This window comes from Pontibacter actiniarum (assembly GCF_003585765.1).
Taxonomy (GTDB): Bacteria; Bacteroidota; Bacteroidia; order Cytophagales; family Hymenobacteraceae; genus Pontibacter; species Pontibacter actiniarum.
In genome coordinates this window covers 110940-131435 of sequence record NZ_CP021236.1, presented here as the reverse complement: position 1 = coordinate 131435, position 20496 = coordinate 110940, and the positions used below count along the sequence as shown (strand labels likewise).

At 50.0% G+C, this 20496-nt stretch carries 20 protein-coding genes; 1 reads left to right on the top strand and 19 read right to left on the bottom strand.

The window, feature by feature from the left end; genetic code table 11:
• Nucleotides 1-30: 30 nt before the first annotated feature.
• The 16 genes from CA264_RS21380 to CA264_RS21305 all read right to left on the bottom strand — a co-directional run bounded on the left by CA264_RS21380 (nucleotide 31) and on the right by CA264_RS21305 (nucleotide 16687).
• Entirely contained in the window at nucleotides 31-1386 is a 1356-nt protein-coding gene (locus CA264_RS21380) for an MBL fold metallo-hydrolase (protein ID WP_025603846.1), read from the bottom strand.
• 26 nt (nucleotides 1387-1412) lie between these two features.
• Nucleotides 1413-3650 (bottom strand): heavy metal translocating P-type ATPase, encoded by a 2238-nt coding sequence (locus tag CA264_RS21375; RefSeq protein WP_025603845.1) that lies wholly within the window; start codon nucleotides 3648-3650, stop codon nucleotides 1413-1415.
• A 176-nt stretch (nucleotides 3651-3826) separates the two neighbouring features.
• Entirely contained in the window at nucleotides 3827-4495 is a 669-nt protein-coding gene (locus CA264_RS21370) for a DUF3347 domain-containing protein (RefSeq protein ID WP_162912113.1), read from the bottom strand.
• A gap of 206 nt (nucleotides 4496-4701) precedes the next feature.
• Nucleotides 4702-5061, bottom strand: a complete 360-nt coding sequence (locus tag CA264_RS21365) for a four-helix bundle copper-binding protein (RefSeq protein ID WP_025603843.1) — start codon at nucleotides 5059-5061, stop codon at nucleotides 4702-4704.
• A gap of 82 nt (nucleotides 5062-5143) precedes the next feature.
• Entirely contained in the window at nucleotides 5144-5350 is a 207-nt protein-coding gene (locus CA264_RS21360; RefSeq protein ID WP_025603842.1) for an SHOCT domain-containing protein, read from the bottom strand.
• A 190-nt stretch (nucleotides 5351-5540) separates the two neighbouring features.
• Nucleotides 5541-5885 carry a hypothetical protein gene (locus tag CA264_RS21355; protein ID WP_157593599.1) on the bottom strand — a complete coding sequence of 115 codons (345 nt, stop codon included), beginning with the start codon at nucleotides 5883-5885 and terminating at the stop codon, nucleotides 5541-5543.
• Between the two features lie 118 nt (nucleotides 5886-6003).
• On the bottom strand, nucleotides 6004-6567 hold the full coding sequence (locus CA264_RS21350) for a helix-turn-helix domain-containing protein (protein ID WP_025603840.1): 564 nt from the start codon (nucleotides 6565-6567) through the stop codon (nucleotides 6004-6006).
• A 13-nt stretch (nucleotides 6568-6580) separates the two neighbouring features.
• Nucleotides 6581-6979 carry a c-type cytochrome gene (locus CA264_RS21345; protein ID WP_025603839.1) on the bottom strand — a complete coding sequence of 133 codons (399 nt, stop codon included), beginning with the start codon at nucleotides 6977-6979 and terminating at the stop codon, nucleotides 6581-6583.
• 23 nt (nucleotides 6980-7002) lie between these two features.
• Entirely contained in the window at nucleotides 7003-7662 is a 660-nt protein-coding gene (locus tag CA264_RS21340) for an SCO family protein (RefSeq protein ID WP_248634813.1), read from the bottom strand.
• A 9-nt stretch (nucleotides 7663-7671) separates the two neighbouring features.
• A complete protein-coding gene (locus CA264_RS21335) occupies nucleotides 7672-8139 on the bottom strand; it encodes a hypothetical protein (RefSeq protein ID WP_025603837.1) in 468 nt (155 codons plus the stop codon).
• A 62-nt stretch (nucleotides 8140-8201) separates the two neighbouring features.
• Nucleotides 8202-8573, bottom strand: a complete 372-nt coding sequence (locus tag CA264_RS21330; protein ID WP_025603836.1) for a heavy-metal-associated domain-containing protein — start codon at nucleotides 8571-8573, stop codon at nucleotides 8202-8204.
• Nucleotides 8574-8611: 38 nt separating this feature from the next.
• On the bottom strand, nucleotides 8612-9241 hold the full coding sequence (locus CA264_RS21325; RefSeq protein ID WP_084196114.1) for a DUF3347 domain-containing protein: 630 nt from the start codon (nucleotides 9239-9241) through the stop codon (nucleotides 8612-8614).
• 27 nt (nucleotides 9242-9268) lie between these two features.
• Complete coding sequence (locus CA264_RS21320; protein WP_025603834.1) at nucleotides 9269-11107, bottom strand: efflux RND transporter periplasmic adaptor subunit; 1839 nt, start codon at nucleotides 11105-11107, stop codon at nucleotides 9269-9271.
• Nucleotides 11088-12374: a TolC family protein gene (locus tag CA264_RS21315; protein ID WP_162912112.1), complete on the bottom strand. Its 1287-nt coding sequence runs from the start codon at nucleotides 12372-12374 to the stop codon at nucleotides 11088-11090. The genes CA264_RS21320 and CA264_RS21315 overlap by 20 nt, the downstream gene beginning before the upstream one ends.
• On the bottom strand, nucleotides 12371-16195 hold the full coding sequence (locus CA264_RS21310) for an efflux RND transporter permease subunit (protein ID WP_025603832.1): 3825 nt from the start codon (nucleotides 16193-16195) through the stop codon (nucleotides 12371-12373). The genes CA264_RS21315 and CA264_RS21310 overlap by 4 nt, the downstream gene beginning before the upstream one ends.
• Nucleotides 16196-16300: 105 nt before the next feature.
• Nucleotides 16301-16687 carry an HYC_CC_PP family protein gene (locus tag CA264_RS21305; RefSeq protein ID WP_025603831.1) on the bottom strand — a complete coding sequence of 129 codons (387 nt, stop codon included), beginning with the start codon at nucleotides 16685-16687 and terminating at the stop codon, nucleotides 16301-16303.
• A 570-nt stretch (nucleotides 16688-17257) separates the two neighbouring features.
• On the opposite strand from CA264_RS21305, the gene CA264_RS21300 reads away from it, so the two are divergent.
• Entirely contained in the window at nucleotides 17258-17710 is a 453-nt protein-coding gene (locus tag CA264_RS21300) for a hypothetical protein (protein WP_025603830.1), read from the top strand.
• A gap of 178 nt (nucleotides 17711-17888) precedes the next feature.
• Here the strand turns inward: CA264_RS21300 and CA264_RS21295 are convergent, their stop codons facing one another.
• The 3 genes from CA264_RS21295 to CA264_RS21285 are packed head-to-tail and all read right to left on the bottom strand — an operon-like array spanning nucleotide 17889 to nucleotide 20312.
• Entirely contained in the window at nucleotides 17889-18227 is a 339-nt protein-coding gene (locus CA264_RS21295) for a ubiquitination-like system serine protease family protein (protein ID WP_025603829.1), read from the bottom strand.
• On the bottom strand, nucleotides 18224-19624 hold the full coding sequence (locus tag CA264_RS21290; protein ID WP_025603828.1) for a ThiF family adenylyltransferase: 1401 nt from the start codon (nucleotides 19622-19624) through the stop codon (nucleotides 18224-18226). The genes CA264_RS21295 and CA264_RS21290 overlap by 4 nt, the downstream gene beginning before the upstream one ends.
• Nucleotides 19608-20312 (bottom strand): multiubiquitin domain-containing protein, encoded by a 705-nt coding sequence (locus tag CA264_RS21285; protein ID WP_025603827.1) that lies wholly within the window; start codon nucleotides 20310-20312, stop codon nucleotides 19608-19610. Before CA264_RS21285 ends, CA264_RS21290 begins: the two co-directional genes overlap by 17 nt.
• Nucleotides 20313-20496 lie beyond the last annotated feature (184 nt).

Sequence of the window (20496 nt, the reverse complement as noted above, 5' to 3'; positions counted from 1 at the left end):
GCTATATTAAGGTTTAACATAATTAGTTTTCTATTCAGCAGCTTTGACTATCGGCTGCTTAAATTCCTTCACCGCCTCCCCTAGGTCATAAACGGGGGCATCGACAACCTTCTCCAAAATACTCGCCCCGATGGCTGATCGGTAGCCGCTCGCGCAGTGGACCACCACGGGTTTATCTTTCCTGATCTCACTCGCCCTGCCAGGCAGCTCTGGCAGAGGGATGTGGACAGCATCCTTGAAAATCTCATCTTTCTTTACCTCTGATTCGTTACGCAGGTCCACGATGGTAAAGTCTTGCGGGTGTTCCCGAAACGCACCAAGGTCTATCTTTGAGCTGGGCTGCTGTCCACAGGTCGGCACCTGCAAGGCTCCTTTGATGTTTTGCTCATAACCTATTTTTGCTGCCTTCCGGATCAGGACTTCCAGGGCTTCCTCGTTTTCCGCCAACAAATAGAACTCTTCTTCCGGTCCTATAAGGGAGCCCAGCCACGTCTCGAACTCCTTCCCGTCCATGATGTTGATAGCGCCAGGAAGGTGTCCTGCCTTGAACTGCCACTCTGGGCGTGTGTCTACCAACAGGACATCCTGCTGAAGTGAGGCATACTTGTTTAGCCGGGGCACTGCCTCCACGCATTTTTTAAAAGCGCCGGCTCCTCTTCTGTTCCAAGCAACATCATGGCTAAAGTACTTTGGTATGTAAGGCTGTTCTTTTAGCAGTACCTGGACAAAGGCATCTTCTGACATGGGCTGAAGCGCGTAATTGTGCGCGGCTTCCTGCCCTATGGTGCTTGAGAGTTCGCTGCTGATGCTCTTCCCACAGAGGGAGCCAGCGCCATGCGCCGGATACACCTTTACGTCCTTATCCAGCTGCATGAGCACCTGACGGGTAGAGTGGTAGAGCTGCCTTGCCATGTCCTCCCGTCTTGTGCGGGAATCATTGGAATCTTCCCGCAGGTCTGGCCTGCCTACGTCTCCCACAAATAAGGTATCCCCTGAGAACACGGCCTGCTCTCTCCCCTGTTCATCTAGCACCAGAATGCTGATGCTGTCCGGGGAATGGCCGGGCGTGTTAAGTGCTTTGAGTGCTATTTCCCCCACCGTAATCTCATCGCCCTGGTCAAAGGCAGTGTGGGGGTAAGTGGCTTCTGCCAGTTGGCTGACATAGACAGGAGCGTTTGCTATATCACGAATCTCGAGGTGGCCGCTCACAAAGTCCGCGTGCAGGTGCGTTTCCACAACTGCCACGACTTTTGCGCCGTGCCGTTCAGCAAAGCTCAAGTATGGCTGCGGGTCCCGGGCCGGATCCACAAAAGCAACCTGCTTCTCACTTAGCACTGCATAGGAGGCATGGGCCAGGCCCTCGTCATAAAACCGTTCTATATACATCTCTTTTAATTTCGCTTGTTCAATATCTATTTAAAGGTCTTCGCTTTCAGCCGCAGGCTGTTTGTAACCACCGAAACGGAACTGAACGCCATAGCCGCCGCTGCAAACATCGGGTTCAGCAGAAAGCCCGTGAAAGGGTACAGTACTCCTGCCGCAATCGGAATCCCCGTCACATTATAGATAAAGGCCCAGAACAGGTTTTGCCGTATCGTCTTTACAGTTTCCCTGGAGAGCTTGATCGCAGTTACAATATCCTCCAAATCCCCTTTAATAAGTGTTATCTCAGCGCTCTCGATGGCGATGTCCGTTCCCGTTCCCATGGCAATGCCTACGTCTGCCTGTGCCAGGGCGGGTGAGTCGTTGATGCCGTCTCCCACCATGGCTACTTTCAGCCCTTTAGCCTGAAGTTCTTTGATATAGGCGGCTTTATCGGCAGGCAACACCTCTGCTTTGATTTGATCTACTCCAGCCTGCTGGCCAATGGCCTCTGCTGTCTGGCGGTTATCCCCTGTCAACATATGCACCTCCAGTCCCATCTGTTGCAGGGCGGCAATGGCTGCCTTCGAGGTTTCTTTGATCGTATCTGCAATGGCGATAACGGCTATAGCCTTCTCCTCCTCCGCTACATAAATAATGGTCTTCGCCTCCCTGCTTAACTCCTCCACTCTCTCCAGCAGGAAAGGTGAAGTCCTTACACTGTTTTCATCCAGCAGTCTTCTGTTACCGATCAGGTACCGCTTGCCGTTGTAGCTGGCCTTTACCCCTTTCCCTGTCACGCTATCAAAGCTGTCCAGTATAACCGCCTGAAGGCCCTCCGGCTTCAGGCGGTTTACCACAGCCTGCGCCAGCGGGTGTTCTGACTGAGATTCTATCGCATACACAACATGGGAGACCTCGTTTCTTGCAGCAGGGGAAAGATCCCAAAGAACATCCGTCACCACTGGCTTGCCCTGCGTAATCGTTCCTGTCTTGTCCAGAATAATCGCTTTGAGTTTATGCGCCAGCTCCAGGCTCTCTGCATCCTTTATCAGGATACCATGCTCTGCTCCTTTGCCAATACCGACCATGATAGCGGTGGGTGTTGCCAATCCCAGTGCGCAGGGGCAGGCGATGATGAGCACGGTTACCGCGGCTATCATGGCGTAGGTCACTTCGGGTTCAGGCCCCCACACACTCCAGGCGGCAAAACTCAAAATGGCAATGACAATCACTATAGGTACAAAGACAGCAGATATACGGTCAACCAGTTTTTGGATAGGGGCTTTGCTACCCTGGGCCTCCTGCACCAGCCTGATGATCTGGGCCAGCATGGTTTCACTGCCTACCCGTTCGGCCACCATCTTAAAGCTTCCTGTCCTATTGATAGTGCCTCCAATGACGGTGTCGCCGGCTTCTTTCTCCACAGGAAGTGATTCACCTGTGATCATGCTCTCGTCCAGAACAGACTTACCTTCGGTGATCTTCCCGTCTACTGGCACCTTCTCTCCCGGCCTGATCAGGATAAGGTCTCCCTTTTCTACCTCTCCAATCGGGACCTCCAGTTCTATACCCCCACGGATAACCCTTGCAGTCTTCACACCAAGGTTTATCAATTTCTTAATGGCGGCGGATGTGCGGGACTTGGCCCTTTCTTCAAAGTACCTGCCCAGCAGGATCAGGGCTACGATGATGGCTGCCACCTCATAATACACATGCGGCTCCAGGCCCCTGCTTCTCAGGTAACCGGGGAAAAAAGTGTTAAAAACACTGAAGAGGAAGGCCGCTCCCGTACCCAACGCGATGAGTGTGTCCATGTTGGCGGAAAAGTTCTTGGCTCTCTTGTAGGCTATAATGAAAAAATCTCTGCCGCTCCAGACTACCACCGGTGTCGTGAGTACCAACATGATCCAGTCCGCATAGGGGATTGCTGGAAAGACCATGGCGATCAGGAGCACAGGAATGGAAAGCACTGAGGCCACGATCAATTTAACCTTGGCGTCACGAAGCTTCTCTTCTTCCCGCTCCTCACGGTTCTCTTCACCCGCCTTTTGGTTTATGATCAGGCTGTAGCCTATTTCCTCAACAGCCGCCTGTAGCTTTTCGGGAGTGGCCACATCCGGCTCATGCTCCACCAAAACGCTGGAATCAGCGAAGTTTACGCTGGCCGACTTCACGCCCTCCACGTGGGAGAGTATGCTCTCGACGCTGTTGGCGCAGGAGGCACAGGTCATGCCCTCAATTTCATACCTGTCTTTTGCTATTAGTTTTTCTGCTACTGCTGGCATTGTTTTAAGTTCTTATAGTTGAATCCTGCTTTCTTAACTGCCTCTATTATCCCTTTGTTGCTTCGTGTGCACGTTCAGTCAACGGAAGTAACTTTATTGAACGCAGCCGCTACACTCAAATTTTATAGTGTAAAACGGACATCCCGAGCACATAGTCTCAATCCCGTGCATGGACCTCAATTGAGGGTGCCTTTTGTCTCACCGCAGGTCAGCATTTGCGATCCCATGTAAGGGTTCCGGTTTATCTTTGACTCGCTCAACCAGTAGGCCCCCTTGTTGCCGTTTGCCATGGGGCAGTATTGGACGAACAGCGTTTGCCGGCCTGCTCCGAAAACATCTACGGCCTTTATCATCGCCTCGGAGATAAAGGCGAAATTCTCCCTTTTTCCCTCCACCGTGTCGGCCTCCTTACAAAGCTCCACATGGTCCATCAAAAAGAACTTCTTCTCTTTCCAGTAATCATGGGCACTGCCCTTTAGCATCCCATCGTTTACTTCAAGCAGCGCCGACATCATACTTGTGCTTGCGTTCTCCACCTGTTTTTCATCTGCTGCCACCAGGCTTTCATTTAGAACGAGGTAAGCATCTAGAACCTTATTGAGCTGCTGCTTGAACGCTGCCGGGGTTTCCTGGCTAAAGTGTAAAGAATCTTCCGCTACAAATGCGCTGATCGGAATCTCGCTTTTCCTGATAGAGTCATCAATTATTGTATAGTCCATGTCCATCTTTTCATGCACTTCCATCGGGTCATCTGCATTCTCTGCCACCTTCTCATTTTTACTACCACACCCAAAAAAAACGAAGAGTGCCAGGGCAGTCATCGCGAAATATGTTGACTTAGCCATTACCTTTTTCATTTTACTTTATTTTTTATGAAGTAGCTCCTACCATCTTGATTTATACCGAGTTATTACCTTTTAATTTAAACTCTCCGGCTTGTGACAAGGTTATACACAATAAGGAAAAAGGCTCGCGTCACTTTACCCGAAAAAATAAAGGCCTGCCTGTGTAGGCAGGCCTTTATTTTCTGATTCAGGAAGAAGGAAAAGAACTAAGCTTCCACCCCTGCAAAGCTCCTGCAGGCTTCCTCGCATGCACGGCAGATTTTGGCGCATGGCTTGCACTCGTGCTCTTTATCTACATTATTTTCACATGCTTCTGCACAGCTTCTACAGATCTCCGCGCACTCTCTGGCAAGGTGTCTAGCGTGCTCGGAGTCCGAGCCCACAAATCTGGCCGTGGCGTAACATATATTGGCGCAGTCCCGGCACAGCCTGATAACACGTGTCAGCTCATCTGTTCTGTCATTGTCTAGGCTGGCATTAAAAGTTACATCGCACTCTGCACCACACTCGGCAAGAATTCGGAGTAAGTCTTTGTGGTTGCTGTTGTTCTCTAATTCGTGATTCATAGTTCAAAAGTTTATAGGTTAAAAATTAGTTAAAGTATAAATGAAAAGCCTGCCTGAGCAGGCAGGCTTTGGGTAACACATGTTATTTCTTTAAGTCCCGCTCAAGCACCTCTCTGCGCTCTTCGTAGGCTTCTGTGCTCATCTCAAAGGAGGCGTACTTCTTACGCAGCACATCCAGCGGGCTTTCTTTTCCACCGTCTTTAGAGGGAGAGAACAGCTCGTAGAGCAGGATAAAAATCACGCCTGCAAACAGCAGGGTACAGAAAAAACTAAATCCAAAAAATTCCATAATTATAATATTTTAAGTTAAAAACTATTGTTGACATTGTTTAGCCTGGCTGATGCAATTCAAATAGGGGCGGGCAGAGAGGGTAGCCAGACAAACAACTGAAACCAGCGCCCCCTCTGTTTTATTTCCTTTCAAATGCCATTCTAGCTGAAGGCATCTGCCTGCCCCGGCAGTAGCCTGCCACACCTCATTAGAGCTTCTTAATATCCTGCTCTGTTGCTTTCTTGTGTTCTTCTCCCATCATGCCGCTCATGTTGCACATGGAAGAGCCTTTCTTCATGGAGGCCATCATATTGGCGCACATCTCTTTCATCTCTTTGCCTTCCATCATAGCCATGCATTTTTCCATGTCTTTACCCATCATGGCCATACAGTCTTTCATCTGGGCCTCATCCTGCATCATGGCCATGCAGCCCGACTTCTTGCTTTTATCGTCCTGCACCGGTTTGTTCCCTTGCGAGAACACGTTGAACGAGAACACCATCAGCAGGGCCACGGAAAGTACGGCAAGCAACATTTTCATTTTAGTCTTCATAATCTGTTTTTTTAAGGTTGGTTATCTGGACGCCTACCTTGGCATCCTTAGTATAGTAAACCCAAAAAAAGAGCTTCTCGTTGTACAGGATTCCGGATGAAATGTACAAGATTTCGCCTCATGCTTTCCCCAACGAGCTTCTCTCCCTGTCTTCGGACTCCTTGTACTGGTTCACCGTCAGTCCGGTCACGGACTTGAACTGGTTGGACAGGTGGTGCACGCTGCTGTAGCCGAGCTTGCGGGCTATCTCGCTCAGGTTCAGCTCCCCGTACTCCAGCAGCTCCTTCACCTTCTCTATTTTTTGCAGGATGATGTACTTTTCAATTGTTACATTTTCCCGCCTGGAGAAGGTCTTGCTTAAGGCACTGTAGGACTGGCCGACACGTTCTGCGATGTAGTCCGAATTGCGGAGATTAGTCACAACATTTCCCTGCACGAGGTCCAGCACGGCCAGCTTCACCTGCTCCACAAGCTGCTCGTCCTTATCCTGGATCAGCTCAAAGTCATGTTTTGCCAGCACCTGCTTCACGGCGGCCATGTCCACCTGATCAGGATCAAAAAGGGTGATTTCCCCCAGCCTGTCTATCTCATACTGCACACCCAGCGCATCCAGCTCACTGCTGATCACCGTGATGCAGCGGGGACACACCATGTTTTTTATTTGAAAAGTAGTTCCTTTCATCGACTAGTGATGTTTAGTTATTGCATGCCTGAAGTTGTCTTTCTACTTCCTTTGGGGTAACAAAGGACTTTCCCTTGTACCAGCTTTTGTTGATGTAATTGATGATATTGGCAATGTCCACCTCAGACAGCTTTTTATTGCCTGGCATGGGGTGGTGATACATGACTCCGTTGACTACGACCTTGCCCTCCAACCCGTGTCTGATGATGCAGGCCAGCTTGTCAGGATATTCCTGTATGAAATCGGAACCAGCCAATGGGGGGACTAAACGCTTCAGCCCTTCTCCATTCACTCCATGGCAGCTCATGCAGTTAGCCTGGTAAAGACTCTCAGATTCGCTTTCCCGCTGACATCCCGCCGTTAAGCCGATCAGCAGAAGAGAGGCGAGGCTAAAGAGAAGTATTCTTTTCATGTGGTGTACAGTTATCTGATGAACTACCCTTCGTCACTTGTCTTTTTTTCCTCTTCCAGCAGCAGGTCTATGTCCTGCATCAGTTGGTCCACTTCCTCTGGTTTTGTGCCGTCGTAATGGCCCCTCACCCTTCGCTGGGAGTCTATCAACAGAAAAGCGCCGCTATGCACCAAACCGCCGGGCTCATTCTCGTCCTCCAGGGCACTGGTCATGTAGCTGTTCTGGGCAATGTCAAAGATGGCCTCTCTGTCGCCGGTGATAAAGTGCCATTTGTCTGAATCCACTCCAAGACGATCGGCATAGTCCTTCAATACGGCAACGGTGTCGTGGGCCGGGTCGATGGAATGAGAGAGGAACTTGACATGTTCGTTGCCTTTGTATTTGTCGTACACGCGCAGCATCTGGCTTTTCATTTTAGGGCAGATCGTAGGGCAGGAGGTGAAAAAGAAGTCGGCCACGTAAATGTCGCCTTTGAAAGTCTCCGGTGTTACCAGGGAGCTGTCCTGATCCACAAAGGCAAAGTCGGGGATTGTATGGTAAAGGGTATCCCCCGCCTGCACTTCTCTCGGCCCCAGTATAGGCAGCCGCCTGTCATTCTCCTGGCATGAGTGAAGCGCAAACAATGTCAGAAGTAAACCCAGGAAGAGACTGTAGTTGATAGTTGTTCGTTTGACAGACATCATATGAAAGTGTTATTTAGATGATAGCAGTGACTTGGCAGCTGTTTCGCTGCTCTCCATTTGTTCTTTTACCGTGAGTATTTCCTTTTTCTTAAGCGCCAGGTACTCCAGTGCCTTAGCTTGTCCCTCCGCTAGGTCGGGATCCTCATAGGTGCGCATCCACTGCATCATGGCCTCATCGGCCTGCTCCAGATCTTTTATCGCAAGCTGCAAAGCGGCTGCCTGCCTTTTGTCAGTTTCTCTTGTCGTATCCAGCTGTGCGGCTTTTTTATTCAACTGCTTTTTTAGGTGCATCAATGTCCCGATCCGGGGCATGATCTTATCATGTATGCCCATCACCTCCTGCTTTAGGGCCTCCACCTTATTGGGTGCCTTTCCGCTCTCCACTTCCGAAGCCTGCTGCTTACAGGAAAACAGGGTAAGTGTCAGCAGGAGCGTTACCAGAGTAAGGTTTAAGTAGTTCAATGCTTTTCTTTCCATTGTTGCTTTGTAGTAGACTTAATGAAAATGGCAGAAGCGTTGCCGCCCCTGCCATTTAAAATTTAATTTCTTTCATATTTGCAGCATCCCGGCAGGCTGCTGTAAGCCTCATCCGTAGCCTTTACCTGCTCGGTATCATGGCCAACGCCGGCAACCTGCTTCTGTATGTCGGCCTCTGTTACCGTGGCCGGGTCATACTTTACAGCCAGAACTTTTGACTCCACGTCCCAGCTGGCTGACTGCACGCCTTCCAGCCCAAGGGCAGCGTTCTCAATGCGCTTTTTGCACATGCCGCACTTGCCGCTTGCTTCAAACGTAGTGCTCTTCACGGCCTGCGTTACTTCTTGGCTTTTACTCTTATCATCCTGTGCCTGTACAGAAACAGTGGCAAAGGATCCGATCATAAGGGCGATGGTTAATATGTTCTTTCTCATTGTGTTTGATTATTGTTTGCTAAAAAAATTAATGACTGTTAAATGGTTTCTTCAACGGACCCGCAGCCCGGCATCTTCTGGCCCATGAAAGGGTTCCTCACCTTCTCCTCGAAGCTCAGCCAGTTGGCACCCTCGCCGTTCAAGGCCATCGGGCAGTGCTGCCAGTAAAGCTTGTTTTCGGTCATGTCCTTGCCCTTCATTACCTCATACAGTTCCCGTGATAGCTGGGAGAAGGCCTGCCGCTGTGCTTCAATTCCCTGGGCCTGGGCTATTTGGGAGGCACTTTTCTTCAGTTGGTTGCGTTGCTCTTCGTTCAACTCGCTGCCATCAAAGCTTTTCTGCAGGCTGGAGGCAGCCTGCTTCACCTGTGCCTCATCGTCGTTGACCAGGGCGTTCTTTACATCCATGTAAGCCACTACGAAGGCCGGCTCCCCCTCCATGCTGGCGGCGACCGCACCGCCCTCCTGCGCCATGTCCATGCCTTCCATTTCACCCATTCCTTCTTCCATTTCCATACCTTCGGCCATTTCCATACCTTCGGCCATTTCCATGTTTCCGGTCTCTTCAGCAACGCTCTGCTCCTGCGAACCGTCACTACATGCTGTCATGACAGCGGACAACATGATCGCTACGACTATGGAAGTCCATTTCAAATTGTTCTTTCTCATCTTCTCAAAATTTAGTTTATAATCAGTTTATGGTTTGATTACATCCTTCACCTCCCCGCAGGTAAGCATTTTCTTTCCCATGAAGGGATTGCGGATCTCCTTCGTGTCGCTGAGCCAATAGGCCCCCTCGCCCCCTTTGGCCATCGGGCAAAAGTCCACGTACAGCGTTTGCCGTGCGCCGAAGGCCTCCACGATCTTAATCAGCGGCTGGGAAAGGAAGATAAAGTTCTCGCGCTTCCCTTCGATGGTGTCTGCCTCCTTGCACAGCCTGGCATGCTGGAACAGGAAGCTTTTCTTCTCCTCCCAGAACGCCTTGGCGTCGCCCTTCAGCAGCTTGTCGTCCACCTTGTTCAACGCAGCCAGCAGGGCCGTGCTGTACTTTGCAGTCTCCTTCTCATCGGCCTCCACCAGGGCGTTCTTCAGCAGCAGGTAAGCGTCCACCACATCGTTTAGCTGCTTTGTGAAGGCGGCTGGGACTTTGCCTCGGAAATCAACGGCATCCCCCTCCACGAACTTCGAAGTCGGGGTTTGCGAAAGGTTCGCCTCTGTTCCAGGCATGTCCATTCCCGGCATTCCGGCCATGGCACCACCAGCGGCCCCAGGGTCAGCATTCGGGTTCATCATGCTCACCTTTCCCTGCAACTGGGCCGCTGCGTCTACTTTGAATACTCCGTTGGCCACAATCTCCTCACCAGGCTTCAGCCCACTGTTTACTACGTACCTATCACCTGCCTCAGGACCTAGCTGAACTTCGCGAAACTCAAAGGTAGGCTGCTCAAAGGCGGGATTCTTCACATACACAACGGCCCTTTTCCCCGTCCAAAGCACAGCTGTTTTCGGTATCAACAGACCACTGGAAGCAACATCCAAATCACTTTGGAGCACGCCCTGAGCAAACATATCAGGCTTGAGTTTTCCATTAGAATTCTTCACCTCCGTCCTAACGGAGGCTGCGCGAGTACCGGGGTTAATAACCGGATCGATGAAAGTAACCTTGCTGGTAAACTCCTCGCCCGGCAGAGATTGTACCGTGAATTTTATCTCATCGCCTACCTCTATCCAGGGAAGATCACTTTCATAGGCGTCGAAGACTACCCACACATCACTAAGGCCAGCTACCTGAAAAAGGGGTTGCCCTTCCTTTACATACTCTCCCTCGTTCACGTTCTTAGACACGACCGTTCCAGATTGCGTGGCATAGATGTTTAAGTTATCCTGTAGTTTTCCGCCGCTTGCGATGCGGCGGATCTGCGCATCGGAAATGTTCCAGAGCTTGAGCTTGCGTACAGCGGACTCATAAAAAGAAGGATTTGATTCGCGGAGACGTGCAGCCACCTGCAGTTCTTTCTGCGCCGTGATCAGCTCTGGAGAGTATATACTGGCCAAAAGCTGCCCTTTCTTCACCTCCTGCCCCGTAAAATTCACGTACAACCGCTCAATACGGCCGGGAAAACGTGCTGTTATGTCTCCAACAGCTGTCTCCTCTGCCTTTACCTTGCCGGGAAGATATATCTCCTTGGTAGGTTCCCCACGCTGTACTGCCACAGTCTGCACGTTGGCTATCTGCATGGCTTCCTCTGTCATCTGTATCTCATTCAGAGAAACAGTCGCGCCACCCTCCTGAAGAGGAATGAGGTCCATGCCGCAGATCGGGCACTTCCCCGGCTCATTCATCCGTATCTGGGGGTGCATGGCGCAGGTCCAGATGGTACCCTCCTCCCCCCCATGCTCATGGGCCATTTCAGTATTTTCCTCTGTTACAGGGGCCTCGGCTTCCCCTCCGAAAAACATCCACCCCAAAAGCAGGCCGAGCACTAAAAAGCCCAACCCAAAATACCACATTCGCTTATCTATTTTCTGTCTCATGTTGGCTTCCCATTAAGTAGTTGATGTTATAAACCTGATTGTTCAGGTCTGTTCTGGCCTGCGCCAGCTCCAGACGGTAGTTGAGGAGCTGGCGCTCCATGCGCAGCACCTCCTCAAAGCTGTTCTTGCCGGTAGAGAACTCCTCCTGCAAAAGAGCGAAAGATTCCTCTGCCAAGGACGTCAGCCTCCTGTAGAGCGCCACCCTTCTTCGCGCCTCCAACAAGTCCCTGTACGCCTCCTCCAGCTCCGTAAGCAGCTGATTTTCCAGGTTCTCCTGCCTGAGCACAACAGCCTCCTTTTCCAGCAGGGCCTCTTTCTGCATGGCCTTGTACTTCTTTCTGTAAATAGGCACTCTGATACCCACCTGCGGGAAGAGGATTGCATCCTTGCCATTGTCCGGCATCTCCACCCCATTCCGGTCTGCAATGCTTGTATAGCTTGCTCCTAACGTAAAGGAGGGAAGCCCCATCTTCTCGGCTAGCTCCACCTGATTCTCATAAACCAATGCCTCCTGCCGAAGCTGTTCAAGCCGAGGGTTCTGCGCAAGCAGGGTTTTGTAGATTGCCTCCTTTTCCAACAAAAGCTCCTCTTCCCATAAAGAGTCCGGAAATGAAATCGGTTGCTGTAAATCAGTGTTGAGCAGCTGCTCAAATTTTGTCAACAGAGGCTCTCTGCTATCCTCAAGGTACTCTAGCCTGCTTCTTAGCTCTTCCTCTTCCATCTCAACCTGCAGCACGGATGAAAGCCCTGACTGGCCTGTCTCGAAGTAGGTTTGGGCCAGTTCCTTGAAGGCCTTGAGAATCTCCAGGTTTTCCTCTGTTATTCTTGTTGCCACTTGCAGGTAATACAAACCATTGTAAGTAACCCTGATGTCACGGTACAACTCCAGTTTGGCCTCTTCAAAGACCTGCAGCTTTACCTTTGCTCGTTGTGCAGCCACACGTTCCTGGGCCTCCAACGTTCCAAACCAGGGAAACATCTGACTTGCCGAGAAGGTAGTCCGCTGTGCCCCCACACGCGTCTCCACAGGCTGGAGAAAGTACGCGAAACTCACTTGCGGATCAGGCAGGGTTCCTACCTGCGGCACCTGCTCCAGGGCCGCCAGGTATTGATTGAACAGTGCCTTGAGCCTGGGGTTATTCTCAGCGCCCTGCACCAGGTACCTGACCACCGGCCTCTCCTCCTGTGCCTGCGAAAGCAGGGGCAGGAGAATCAGGCTAAAGGCCACCAGCCAACCTTTTATATGTTTATATCTTTTATTTTTCATGATGTTAAACTTTCTGCTTTTGGTTTTCCAGCCCATTTTCTTTCCTGCCACATGCTGTAGAGCACCGGTACCACGAACATGGTAATGGACTGGATGAACATACCCCCGAATGTTGGAATGGCCATCGGGATCATTATATCGGAACCCTTTCCGGTAGAGGTGAGCACCGGCAGCAGGGCAATGATGGTGGTGGCAGTGGTCATCACAGCAGGCCTTACCCTTTGGCTTCCGGCTATCAAAACAGCTCTTCTGATAGAATCTTTGTCGGTGGTTTCCTCTCTTGCGAAGACCTGCTTCAGGTAAGTGCCCATCAGTACGCCATCATCGGTAGCTACACCAAACAGGGCGATGAACCCTACCCAGACAGCCACACTTAAATTGATAGGACGTATCTGGAACACATCCCGCATATTCTCTCCAAAGAGGGTGAAGTCGAGAAACCAACCCTGGTTGTAGAGCCACAGCAAAATAAACCCACCCGAAAAGGCCACGAACACACCAGAGAAGGCCATCAGTGTGGGCTGTATTTGCCCGAACTGAAAATATAGTAGCAGGAAGATCGCCAGTAAGCTAATAGGAATAACGATGGAAAGTGTTTTGGCAGCTCTTAATTGGTTTTCATAGTTCCCTGCGAACTTATAGCTTACGCCCACCGGAACCTCAAACTCACCCGAGGTAATCTTTTCATTGATGAGCGCCTGTGCATTCTCCACCACATCCACTTCTGCATATCCTTCCTCTTTATCGAAGATGACATAGCCGAGCAGGTAGGTATCTTCACTCTTGATGTTCTGGGGCCCCTGCACATAGTTTACATCCGCCAACTGTCCCAAGGGCACCTGGGCCCCAGTAGGAGTAGGAACCAAAATGCCCTTTACATCCTCAGGGTTATCTCTGAACTCACGGGCATAGCGCACCCGCACCGCATACCGCTCACGGCCTTCCACGGTAGTTGTCATCTCCATCCCTCCTACGGCCGCACTTATTACCCGCTGCACATCCCCGATGGAAAGGCCGTAACGGGCAATTACATCACGGTTAATGTCCAGCTCCATGTAAGGCTTCCCCACCACGCGATCGGCGAAAACAGATGCGTCTTTCACGCCTGGCACTTCCTTTAAGATGTCCTCCATTTGCAGGCCTACCTTTTCAATGGTCGCCAAGTCGGGACCAAAGACCTTTAGGCCCATGGGTGCCCGCATACCGGTAGAGAGCATAATAAGGCGGGTGGCGATCGGCTGCAGCTTCGGGGCCGAGGTCATGCCCGGCAAGTTGGAGACCGCCACGATTTCCTCCCAGATGTCGTCCGGAGACTGGATGTGGTCGCGCCATTGGCGGAAGTACTCCCCGTTCGGGTCCGGAATCAGCAGGGACACGTCCAACTCTCCGCGCTCCATGGTCTCAGGGTCAAATACTTCTCCGTTCTTCAACATATACTGATCCTTGTCATTTACCTTAAAGGCGACACGGTACCCGTTCTGATCCCGCACATATTCGGACTTGTAGTTGATCACATTCTCGTACATGGAGATAGGAGCCGGATCGAGGGCCGTGGCCGCACGCCCCCACTTTCCGACCGTTACATCCACCTCAGGGATGGCCGTCACCAGCAAATCGAGCTGACGGATGGTCTCCAGGTTCTCCTCCACACCCGAGTGGGGCATCGTGGAAGGCATCAGCAGAAAGGTCCCCTCGTCCAGCGGCGGCATGAACTCCTCCCCTGCTCCGGGGAAGGTCTCGCTCACGGCTACCCAAGCACCTGTTTCCCGCAGGTTCCAGCCCAGTTTCTCAGCCCCTGTGGCCGCAAAGCCGAACACTTTGTCAAAGCCCTGCCAGGCCAAAACGCCGAACAGTACAATACCAATTGGAATGGAGAGGAACTTCCACTTATTTTCAAGACACCAGGACAGGATAGGCTGATAGTACTTCACCATAATTAGAAGCGCCCCTAACCAAAGCGCGATGACACCTGCCACGAAAAGGAGATTCGTCATGTAGCTGTGGCCAGCGCCCAGCGGTAGCCACTCCTTTGTCAGGAAGTAAAGCACGCCCACCAGCACAATGCCTATGTTAAGGTAATTCGTGTATTGCCCTTTGTCTTTAGGCCAGTACGGTTCCAGCAGGTTATTTATACCCAAGGCCACTAGCATAACGCCTGCCCAAGGAACCTGGAAGAGTAGCAAGATGCCTATAGCAATCAGGCCGAAGCTCCACATCCTCCTGGTTTTGCTCCTGCCAAATTGTAGGGAGAAGAGCGTGTGGGCGAGGGCAGGAATGATTACAATGCCAATAAAAAGGGCGGCCAAAAGCGCAAAGGTCTTGGTGAAGGCCAGCGGCCCGAAGAGCTTACCTTCCTGCCCCGTCATGGCAAAAACCGGGATAAAGCTGATAACAGTGGTCGCCAAGGCCGTCAGTACCGCAGAGGCAATTTCTATAGTACCTTCATAAATTACCTCCAGCTTCGATCGCCCCTCGTTCTCGGGCATCTCCAGGTGGCGAATAATGTTCTCTGTGAAGATGACCCCTACATCTAGCATGACCCCGATGGCAATGGCGATACCGGAAAGAGCCACAATGTTGGCGTCAACCCCAGCGTAGCGCATCACGATGAACGTCATCAGCACCCCGATAGGAAGCAGGCTGGAAATAAGGATGGAGGCGCGCAGGTTCAGCACCAGGACAACCACCACAATGACACTGATGAGGATCTCCAGCGTAAGTGCTTCCTCCAATGTTCCTAAAGTCTCATAAATAAGATTCGTACGGTCGTAGAAAGGCACAACGGTCACTTTGGAGACAGTACCGTCAGGGAGTACTTTGCTAGGCAGGCCAGGAGCTATCTCCTTGATCTGGTCCTTTACATTGTTGATAACCGCCAACGGATTGGAGCCATAGCGGGCTACAACCACTCCCCCTGTTGCCTCGGCCCCGCCTTTGTCCAAGCCTCCGCGCCTTGGGGCGGGTCCTAGCTGCACCCTTGCAACGTCCCGCAGACGGATAGGGGTGTTGTCATTTACTGCCACCACCGCTTTCTCCAGGTCGTTGATGTCTTCGACATAGCCCAAGCCCCGTATCAGATACTCCGCCTTATTGAACTCAATGGTACGGGCCCCTACGTCCATGTTGGCCTCTCCCACAGCCTGCATGATGTCCCTGATATTCACGTTATGGCTCTTCATGGCGATGGGGTCGATGTCGACCTGGTATTCCTTTACAAATCCTCCGATAGAAGCCACTTCTGAGACGCCCTCAGCAGACGCAAGGGAGTACTTAAGGTAAAAGTCCTGAATAGAGCGAAGCTCCTGCGGGTCCCAACCGCCGGTAGGCTCTCCTGTCTCCGGATTTCGTCCTTCGAGCGTATACCAATACACCTGGCCAAGCGCCGTGGCATCAGGCCCGAGGGCAGGCTGCACACCTTCCGGCAAAGTACCGGCAGGCAGGGAGTTGAGCTTCTCCAGGATTCTGGAGCGGCTCCAGTAGAACTCCACATCCTCCTCAAATATGATATAGATGCTCGATAAACCAAAGATGGAGCTACTGCGGACGGTTTTAACACCCGGCACCCCTAAGAGGGCTGTAGTAAGCGGATAGGTTACCTGATCTTCAATGTCCTGGGGGGATTTCCCCATCCACTCTGTGAAGACAATCTGCTGGTTTTCCCCTATATCCGGGATCGCATCAACCGGCACAGGGTCTCTGGGGATCAAATCACTCTCCCAGTTAAATGGCGCAGTGGAGATACCCCAGGCTATAAAGGCAACAGTCAGCAAGGCTGTCACCAGTTTATTCTCTAGAAAAAACCTGATTATTCTGTTAAGCATAGTTGTTTCTTGTTGTAAAGAAATAGACAACATGGCTCTGGAAAAGCAAAGCCATAAGCTACAAGCCCTTTGGAAGGGTTGTACCTACAAAAGAAAAACTATGTTCTATATTAGGAATGACTGAACCTTAATGTAAATATCAGATTCAGCTAAAGGGGGTTGTTTTGAATGGAAAAGAAGCTTCTTGGACGGCTCGTCCAGAAGCAGTGTAAGCCGTAGCTCGCTGACAAAATTTACTAATACAGCTTGCAGGTTAGGCGTTAGCTTGATAACCTGCTGGTCAAGCTGGAAATCATCCTCAACGGACACATGCTCTGTATTACTGTGGCAATCACAATCGACCGGCATGCTACCTGGTTCGCAGCATGATTTGGCTTCTGATCCTACAGAGATATTTGCCAGAACCTCTCCACAGAAATGCTTTGTCACAGCAAACCCCGCCGTGCTAATGAGCAAGGAGATGACTAAGAATATGTGGAAGAGATTTTTCATTTGTCTATGTTCCCAAACGCTAGGGATCCAGAAAAGGTTTCTAGTCAGTCTATCTATACAGGTTCTAGAAAGCATCAAGAGAATTGACCTTACAAAGGTAAGGCGTTTGAAGAAGTTTCGCAACTTATCCATACAGTAACTAGTCAAGATGCGCTTTCTCCATGTTTTATGTTGGCTATCTGTGTCTTCAGGTGCACCTGTTATAGGTCGGCAACAAGCTATATTTAAACATGAAAAGGTCTCATCAGAATACATAATAGGACCAGGTCATCCAAACAGAAAACCTTAATTCAACTCTTTCTGTAATGAAGCAAAACGGAATAGGTATGATGCAGGGAATGGGCAACTGCTGCGGTGGCATGGGAATCTGGATGATACTGGGAGGAGTGCTTCTCTTAGCCATTCTTGTTCTTTTGATTGTGTGGCTAGTCAAGCAGATAAGAAAATAGAAGATGGCTTTAGCAGAAGAACCAGTGTCATGCTGATGTCTGAGCAGGTTCTAACTTCAGTATTATTCTTTGTTATTAGGGAAAGGCTTTTCTGAGAAAGCTGGCAACAAAGTAATTGTTTATGAAAAAAAGGATAGACAGCAAGGAAGGCCTCCTGCTCTACGCCCGCATTTTGATCATAGGATTCATAGTGAATCTTATCTGGGAAAATGCCCAAGCATTCCTCTATACAGGCTATAGCGGTTTTAAAGAGCACTTTTGGGCTTGTTTTGTAGCCTCTATCGTGGATGCACTTGTGATTCTGCTGATTTATCTCTTTTTCGCGCTCTATTACAAAAACCTTTTCTGGCCAAGGCGCAACAGTCTTATCCGGTACACTTTTGTAGCAGTGATTGGCGGCGCGCTTGCTGTAGGCTTTGAGCTGTGGGCTCTAGAGAAAGGAGAGTGGAGCTATGCGAGAAACATGCCGGTTGTGGTGGGGATAGGTCTGTCCCCTTTGATTCAGTTGATGACACTGCCAGCTTTAACCTACTCCATCAGCCTACGAGGCATCAGGAGCCGAATGATTGGTTAGCAGAATGGAGCAGTAGCCATCTAGCGCCTTAATGCTGCCACCGCCCTTTCAGATGTGGCTGTTGGCTTGTTTCCACAGTGCTTACTCATCGGGCGGTACATATGTGATCAAAAACTGTGTAAAGTTTGCTTTACGTAACACAAATCATAAGACTATAAAAATATAGTTTTATAATTAGCTAAGCCCAGACAATTTTCCCTTTCCTTATAAAGAAGTGGCTCATGCAGCCAGCTTTTCGCCAGATAGATGGTTTTATTGTGATAGCTCTGTTATGTGAAATACTGTATTCCCACCTGGGCTTCGCTTCCCTTAAAAGGTTAAGCTGGATTATCGAGCGGCAACCGCAAGGGCATTCTAAAGCCACAGCCCATGGATCAGATGGTTCCCCGAGGATGTAGACTCTGTGCTTTTCCAGTTTCTCCGGCAAGTCATCTGCGATTGTAAAGCTGTAACTTGGGTGAAAAAATAGAGCAAGCTGCTTATAAGCTTGCTCTACTAGTTTAATAAATTGCTTCATACCTTCACAGCAGATAGTTCAATCATCCTCAGAAAGGTAGATAAATCCCCTCTTCCGGCCCACATTACCTGATAGTCATCTACTGGTAAGTCATCTTCTGCCACATTGCAAATTGAGCCATCACTATAATCCATACTTACCTGCGCATAGTTACGGGCAGGCTCATTCTTAAAGGAATGTAGGCGATTGAGAAATTCATTGATGGCCATGCTACTGATTTGCATATTAATACTTATAACTGCTGGACGGTCCACGTCAGCGTTGTGTACATAACCGGCCTTAAGCCTCTTACTGTATTCAACAGGGTCCTGCCTTCTTAGGCATTCATCGAACAAGATCTGCCTGGTGTACTGCCCTCGGCTAAGCAAGGACGAACTTCCTGGTTGGATGAAGTGTACTGTCCCAGAAACCTTATCAATGCCACCTTTCCCGTCAGCATCTAACTTTACACCCTGGTCAAAATAAGGAATAAGATAGAAGTTGGTTAGCTGGCTAATTAGGTGCCTTCCATCAACGCTATCGACGCATCCGAAAATGATATCACATGTAATAAGCTCCTGCAAGGCCTCTGGGGAATCATACAAATTAAATGGGTATGCTACTACTTTTGTGCCTAACCCGGTTTCCCGTATGTGACTGGACAGGACTTCTGTTTTAAGCCTTCTCAAATTAGCATCTTCCCGAGTTGTATTCAAGATACGGTTTAGGTTCTTATGCTCTACTTCGTCTGGATCAATCAATACCAGTTCCCCTATTCCAAGCCTTTTTAACTGTTCTATGGTCGGGCTACCTGTGCCGGAGCAGCCGACAACACCCACCTTAAGCCTTCTTAGTTTTGAATAGGTACCTTCACCAAATGCTTGTGCGGTACGGACCGCAAAGTCATCTGGACTATATGAAGAGGTATTATGTTCCCAAACTTTTATCTCATCCCCTGCTACAGACACTTTATCGAAAGGGAATGACTCTAATTTTGGGGTGATCACTCTACCGAAGATTCTCCCTTCTGGCAGCATAACGGCAGACCCATGTACTGAATCTGACTCACACCATCCAAATACTGAAGAAAAAAGATCTTTGTCAGATTCATCATCTACATCAGAAAAGGCGGGAAATCCTCCTGGGTGGCTATGTATCTTGAGAATAGCCATATCTTTCTTAGAGGCCTTTTCTAAAAAAGGCAAAATGGTTTCAGTCTTCCAGCAAACTACATCTTCAGCACGGTAGCACTCCTTGTGCGGAATTAGCATGAGCTCATGCACTAGCAAGATAGATATACCGTCCCGTTCATATCGGCCGCACAATGCCACGGCAACGGCCTCTTTCCCGTCTCCGGGAAAGAGGTGCTGCTGTAGCTCCTTGTAAAGGTTTCCTGATACTCTAAGCTGATACTGCATGGCTCGGGCGCTTTAGGAACTCCTGATCTAACCAAAAATCAGCCAGAGGCATATGAGTACTCAGGCTATCTACACCGGGCCTCCAAGGGTTTTGACCCGTACGGTGACGTGACCACTGCTGGAATACCTTTCCATCTAGGGAAAGAGGAGAAAGTGCCCCTATAGGCTGTCCATCTGCTCGACTGAGAGGCGGGCAAAAATAAACCATGTCTAGTTGGGCTACCGGATAGCCCGAAGTAATCCTAACTCCCAAGGTGGCCTTACTAACGTTATAGCCATCTCTTACAGGGTAATCATGAATAAAGACCCAAAGTATATTTTGCAGGTTCACAGTCTCCCATGGCAGCTCCAAGCTCTCCAGAAACTCTTCATCTTCTTCCAAGAGCGCAAAATGTCTTCTAAGTGCCTCCCCTTCCCTCTGATCCAGTGGCAAAGTCAGGAACTTCTCAATACCCGGTTCGCTCAGGCATATGGTGTCATCGTAACCAAGTTTGGCTACTTTACCTCCCTTTCTCTTCACATTTAGCTGATAACCTTCAACCGGCGATTTCTTGGCAAGAGTAAGTATTTCACGCCCTGTGAGGCACTCTTTATCGACCTTTATGTTGTCTCGATCCACCAATATGTGGTACTTGTTTTCTGGCCCAGGCTTATGCTCCGGTTTGCCAGTACTTTTCTCGTTATTCATCCTATTCGGCTTTAAAAGTTGAAATAATCCTCCACTTCTTTAAAGCATCCCGGAGCGGAACTGCTCAGGCAGAAAACGACGATATTTGTTAAACCCGATACAACTATGTACCTTGTGTCGAATTCTATACAGGGAAACGCTCTGAGGTGATCAACCTCACGCAAGTCGCCAAACTCAGTTCCCG

Excerpts from the sequence above, each read along its gene's own strand:
- CA264_RS21380 (WP_025603846.1), bottom strand. The coding sequence starts at position 1,386 with ATGTATATAGAACGGTTTTATGACGAGGGCCTGGCCCATGCCTCCTAT.
- CA264_RS21375 (WP_025603845.1), bottom strand. The coding sequence starts at position 3,650 with ATGCCAGCAGTAGCAGAAAAACTAATAGCAAAAGACAGGTATGAAATT.
- CA264_RS21370 (WP_162912113.1), bottom strand. The coding sequence starts at position 4,495 with ATGGCTAAGTCAACATATTTCGCGATGACTGCCCTGGCACTCTTCGTT.
- CA264_RS21365 (WP_025603843.1), bottom strand. The coding sequence starts at position 5,061 with ATGAATCACGAATTAGAGAACAACAGCAACCACAAAGACTTACTCCGA.
- CA264_RS21360 (WP_025603842.1), bottom strand. The coding sequence starts at position 5,350 with ATGGAATTTTTTGGATTTAGTTTTTTCTGTACCCTGCTGTTTGCAGGC.
- CA264_RS21355 (WP_157593599.1), bottom strand. The coding sequence starts at position 5,885 with ATGAAGACTAAAATGAAAATGTTGCTTGCCGTACTTTCCGTGGCCCTG.
- CA264_RS21350 (WP_025603840.1), bottom strand. The coding sequence starts at position 6,567 with ATGAAAGGAACTACTTTTCAAATAAAAAACATGGTGTGTCCCCGCTGC.
- CA264_RS21345 (WP_025603839.1), bottom strand. The coding sequence starts at position 6,979 with ATGAAAAGAATACTTCTCTTTAGCCTCGCCTCTCTTCTGCTGATCGGC.
- CA264_RS21340 (WP_248634813.1), bottom strand. The coding sequence starts at position 7,662 with ATGATGTCTGTCAAACGAACAACTATCAACTACAGTCTCTTCCTGGGT.
- CA264_RS21335 (WP_025603837.1), bottom strand. The coding sequence starts at position 8,139 with ATGGAAAGAAAAGCATTGAACTACTTAAACCTTACTCTGGTAACGCTC.
- CA264_RS21330 (WP_025603836.1), bottom strand. The coding sequence starts at position 8,573 with ATGAGAAAGAACATATTAACCATCGCCCTTATGATCGGATCCTTTGCC.
- CA264_RS21325 (WP_084196114.1), bottom strand. The coding sequence starts at position 9,241 with ATGAGAAAGAACAATTTGAAATGGACTTCCATAGTCGTAGCGATCATG.
- CA264_RS21320 (WP_025603834.1), bottom strand. The coding sequence starts at position 11,107 with ATGAGACAGAAAATAGATAAGCGAATGTGGTATTTTGGGTTGGGCTTT.
- CA264_RS21315 (WP_162912112.1), bottom strand. The coding sequence starts at position 12,374 with ATGAAAAATAAAAGATATAAACATATAAAAGGTTGGCTGGTGGCCTTT.
- CA264_RS21310 (WP_025603832.1), bottom strand. The coding sequence starts at position 16,195 with ATGCTTAACAGAATAATCAGGTTTTTTCTAGAGAATAAACTGGTGACA.
- CA264_RS21305 (WP_025603831.1), bottom strand. The coding sequence starts at position 16,687 with ATGAAAAATCTCTTCCACATATTCTTAGTCATCTCCTTGCTCATTAGC.
- CA264_RS21300 (WP_025603830.1), top strand. The coding sequence starts at position 17,258 with ATGAAAAAAAGGATAGACAGCAAGGAAGGCCTCCTGCTCTACGCCCGC.
- CA264_RS21295 (WP_025603829.1), bottom strand. The coding sequence starts at position 18,227 with ATGAAGCAATTTATTAAACTAGTAGAGCAAGCTTATAAGCAGCTTGCT.
- CA264_RS21290 (WP_025603828.1), bottom strand. The coding sequence starts at position 19,624 with ATGCAGTATCAGCTTAGAGTATCAGGAAACCTTTACAAGGAGCTACAG.
- CA264_RS21285 (WP_025603827.1), bottom strand. The coding sequence starts at position 20,312 with ATGAATAACGAGAAAAGTACTGGCAAACCGGAGCATAAGCCTGGGCCA.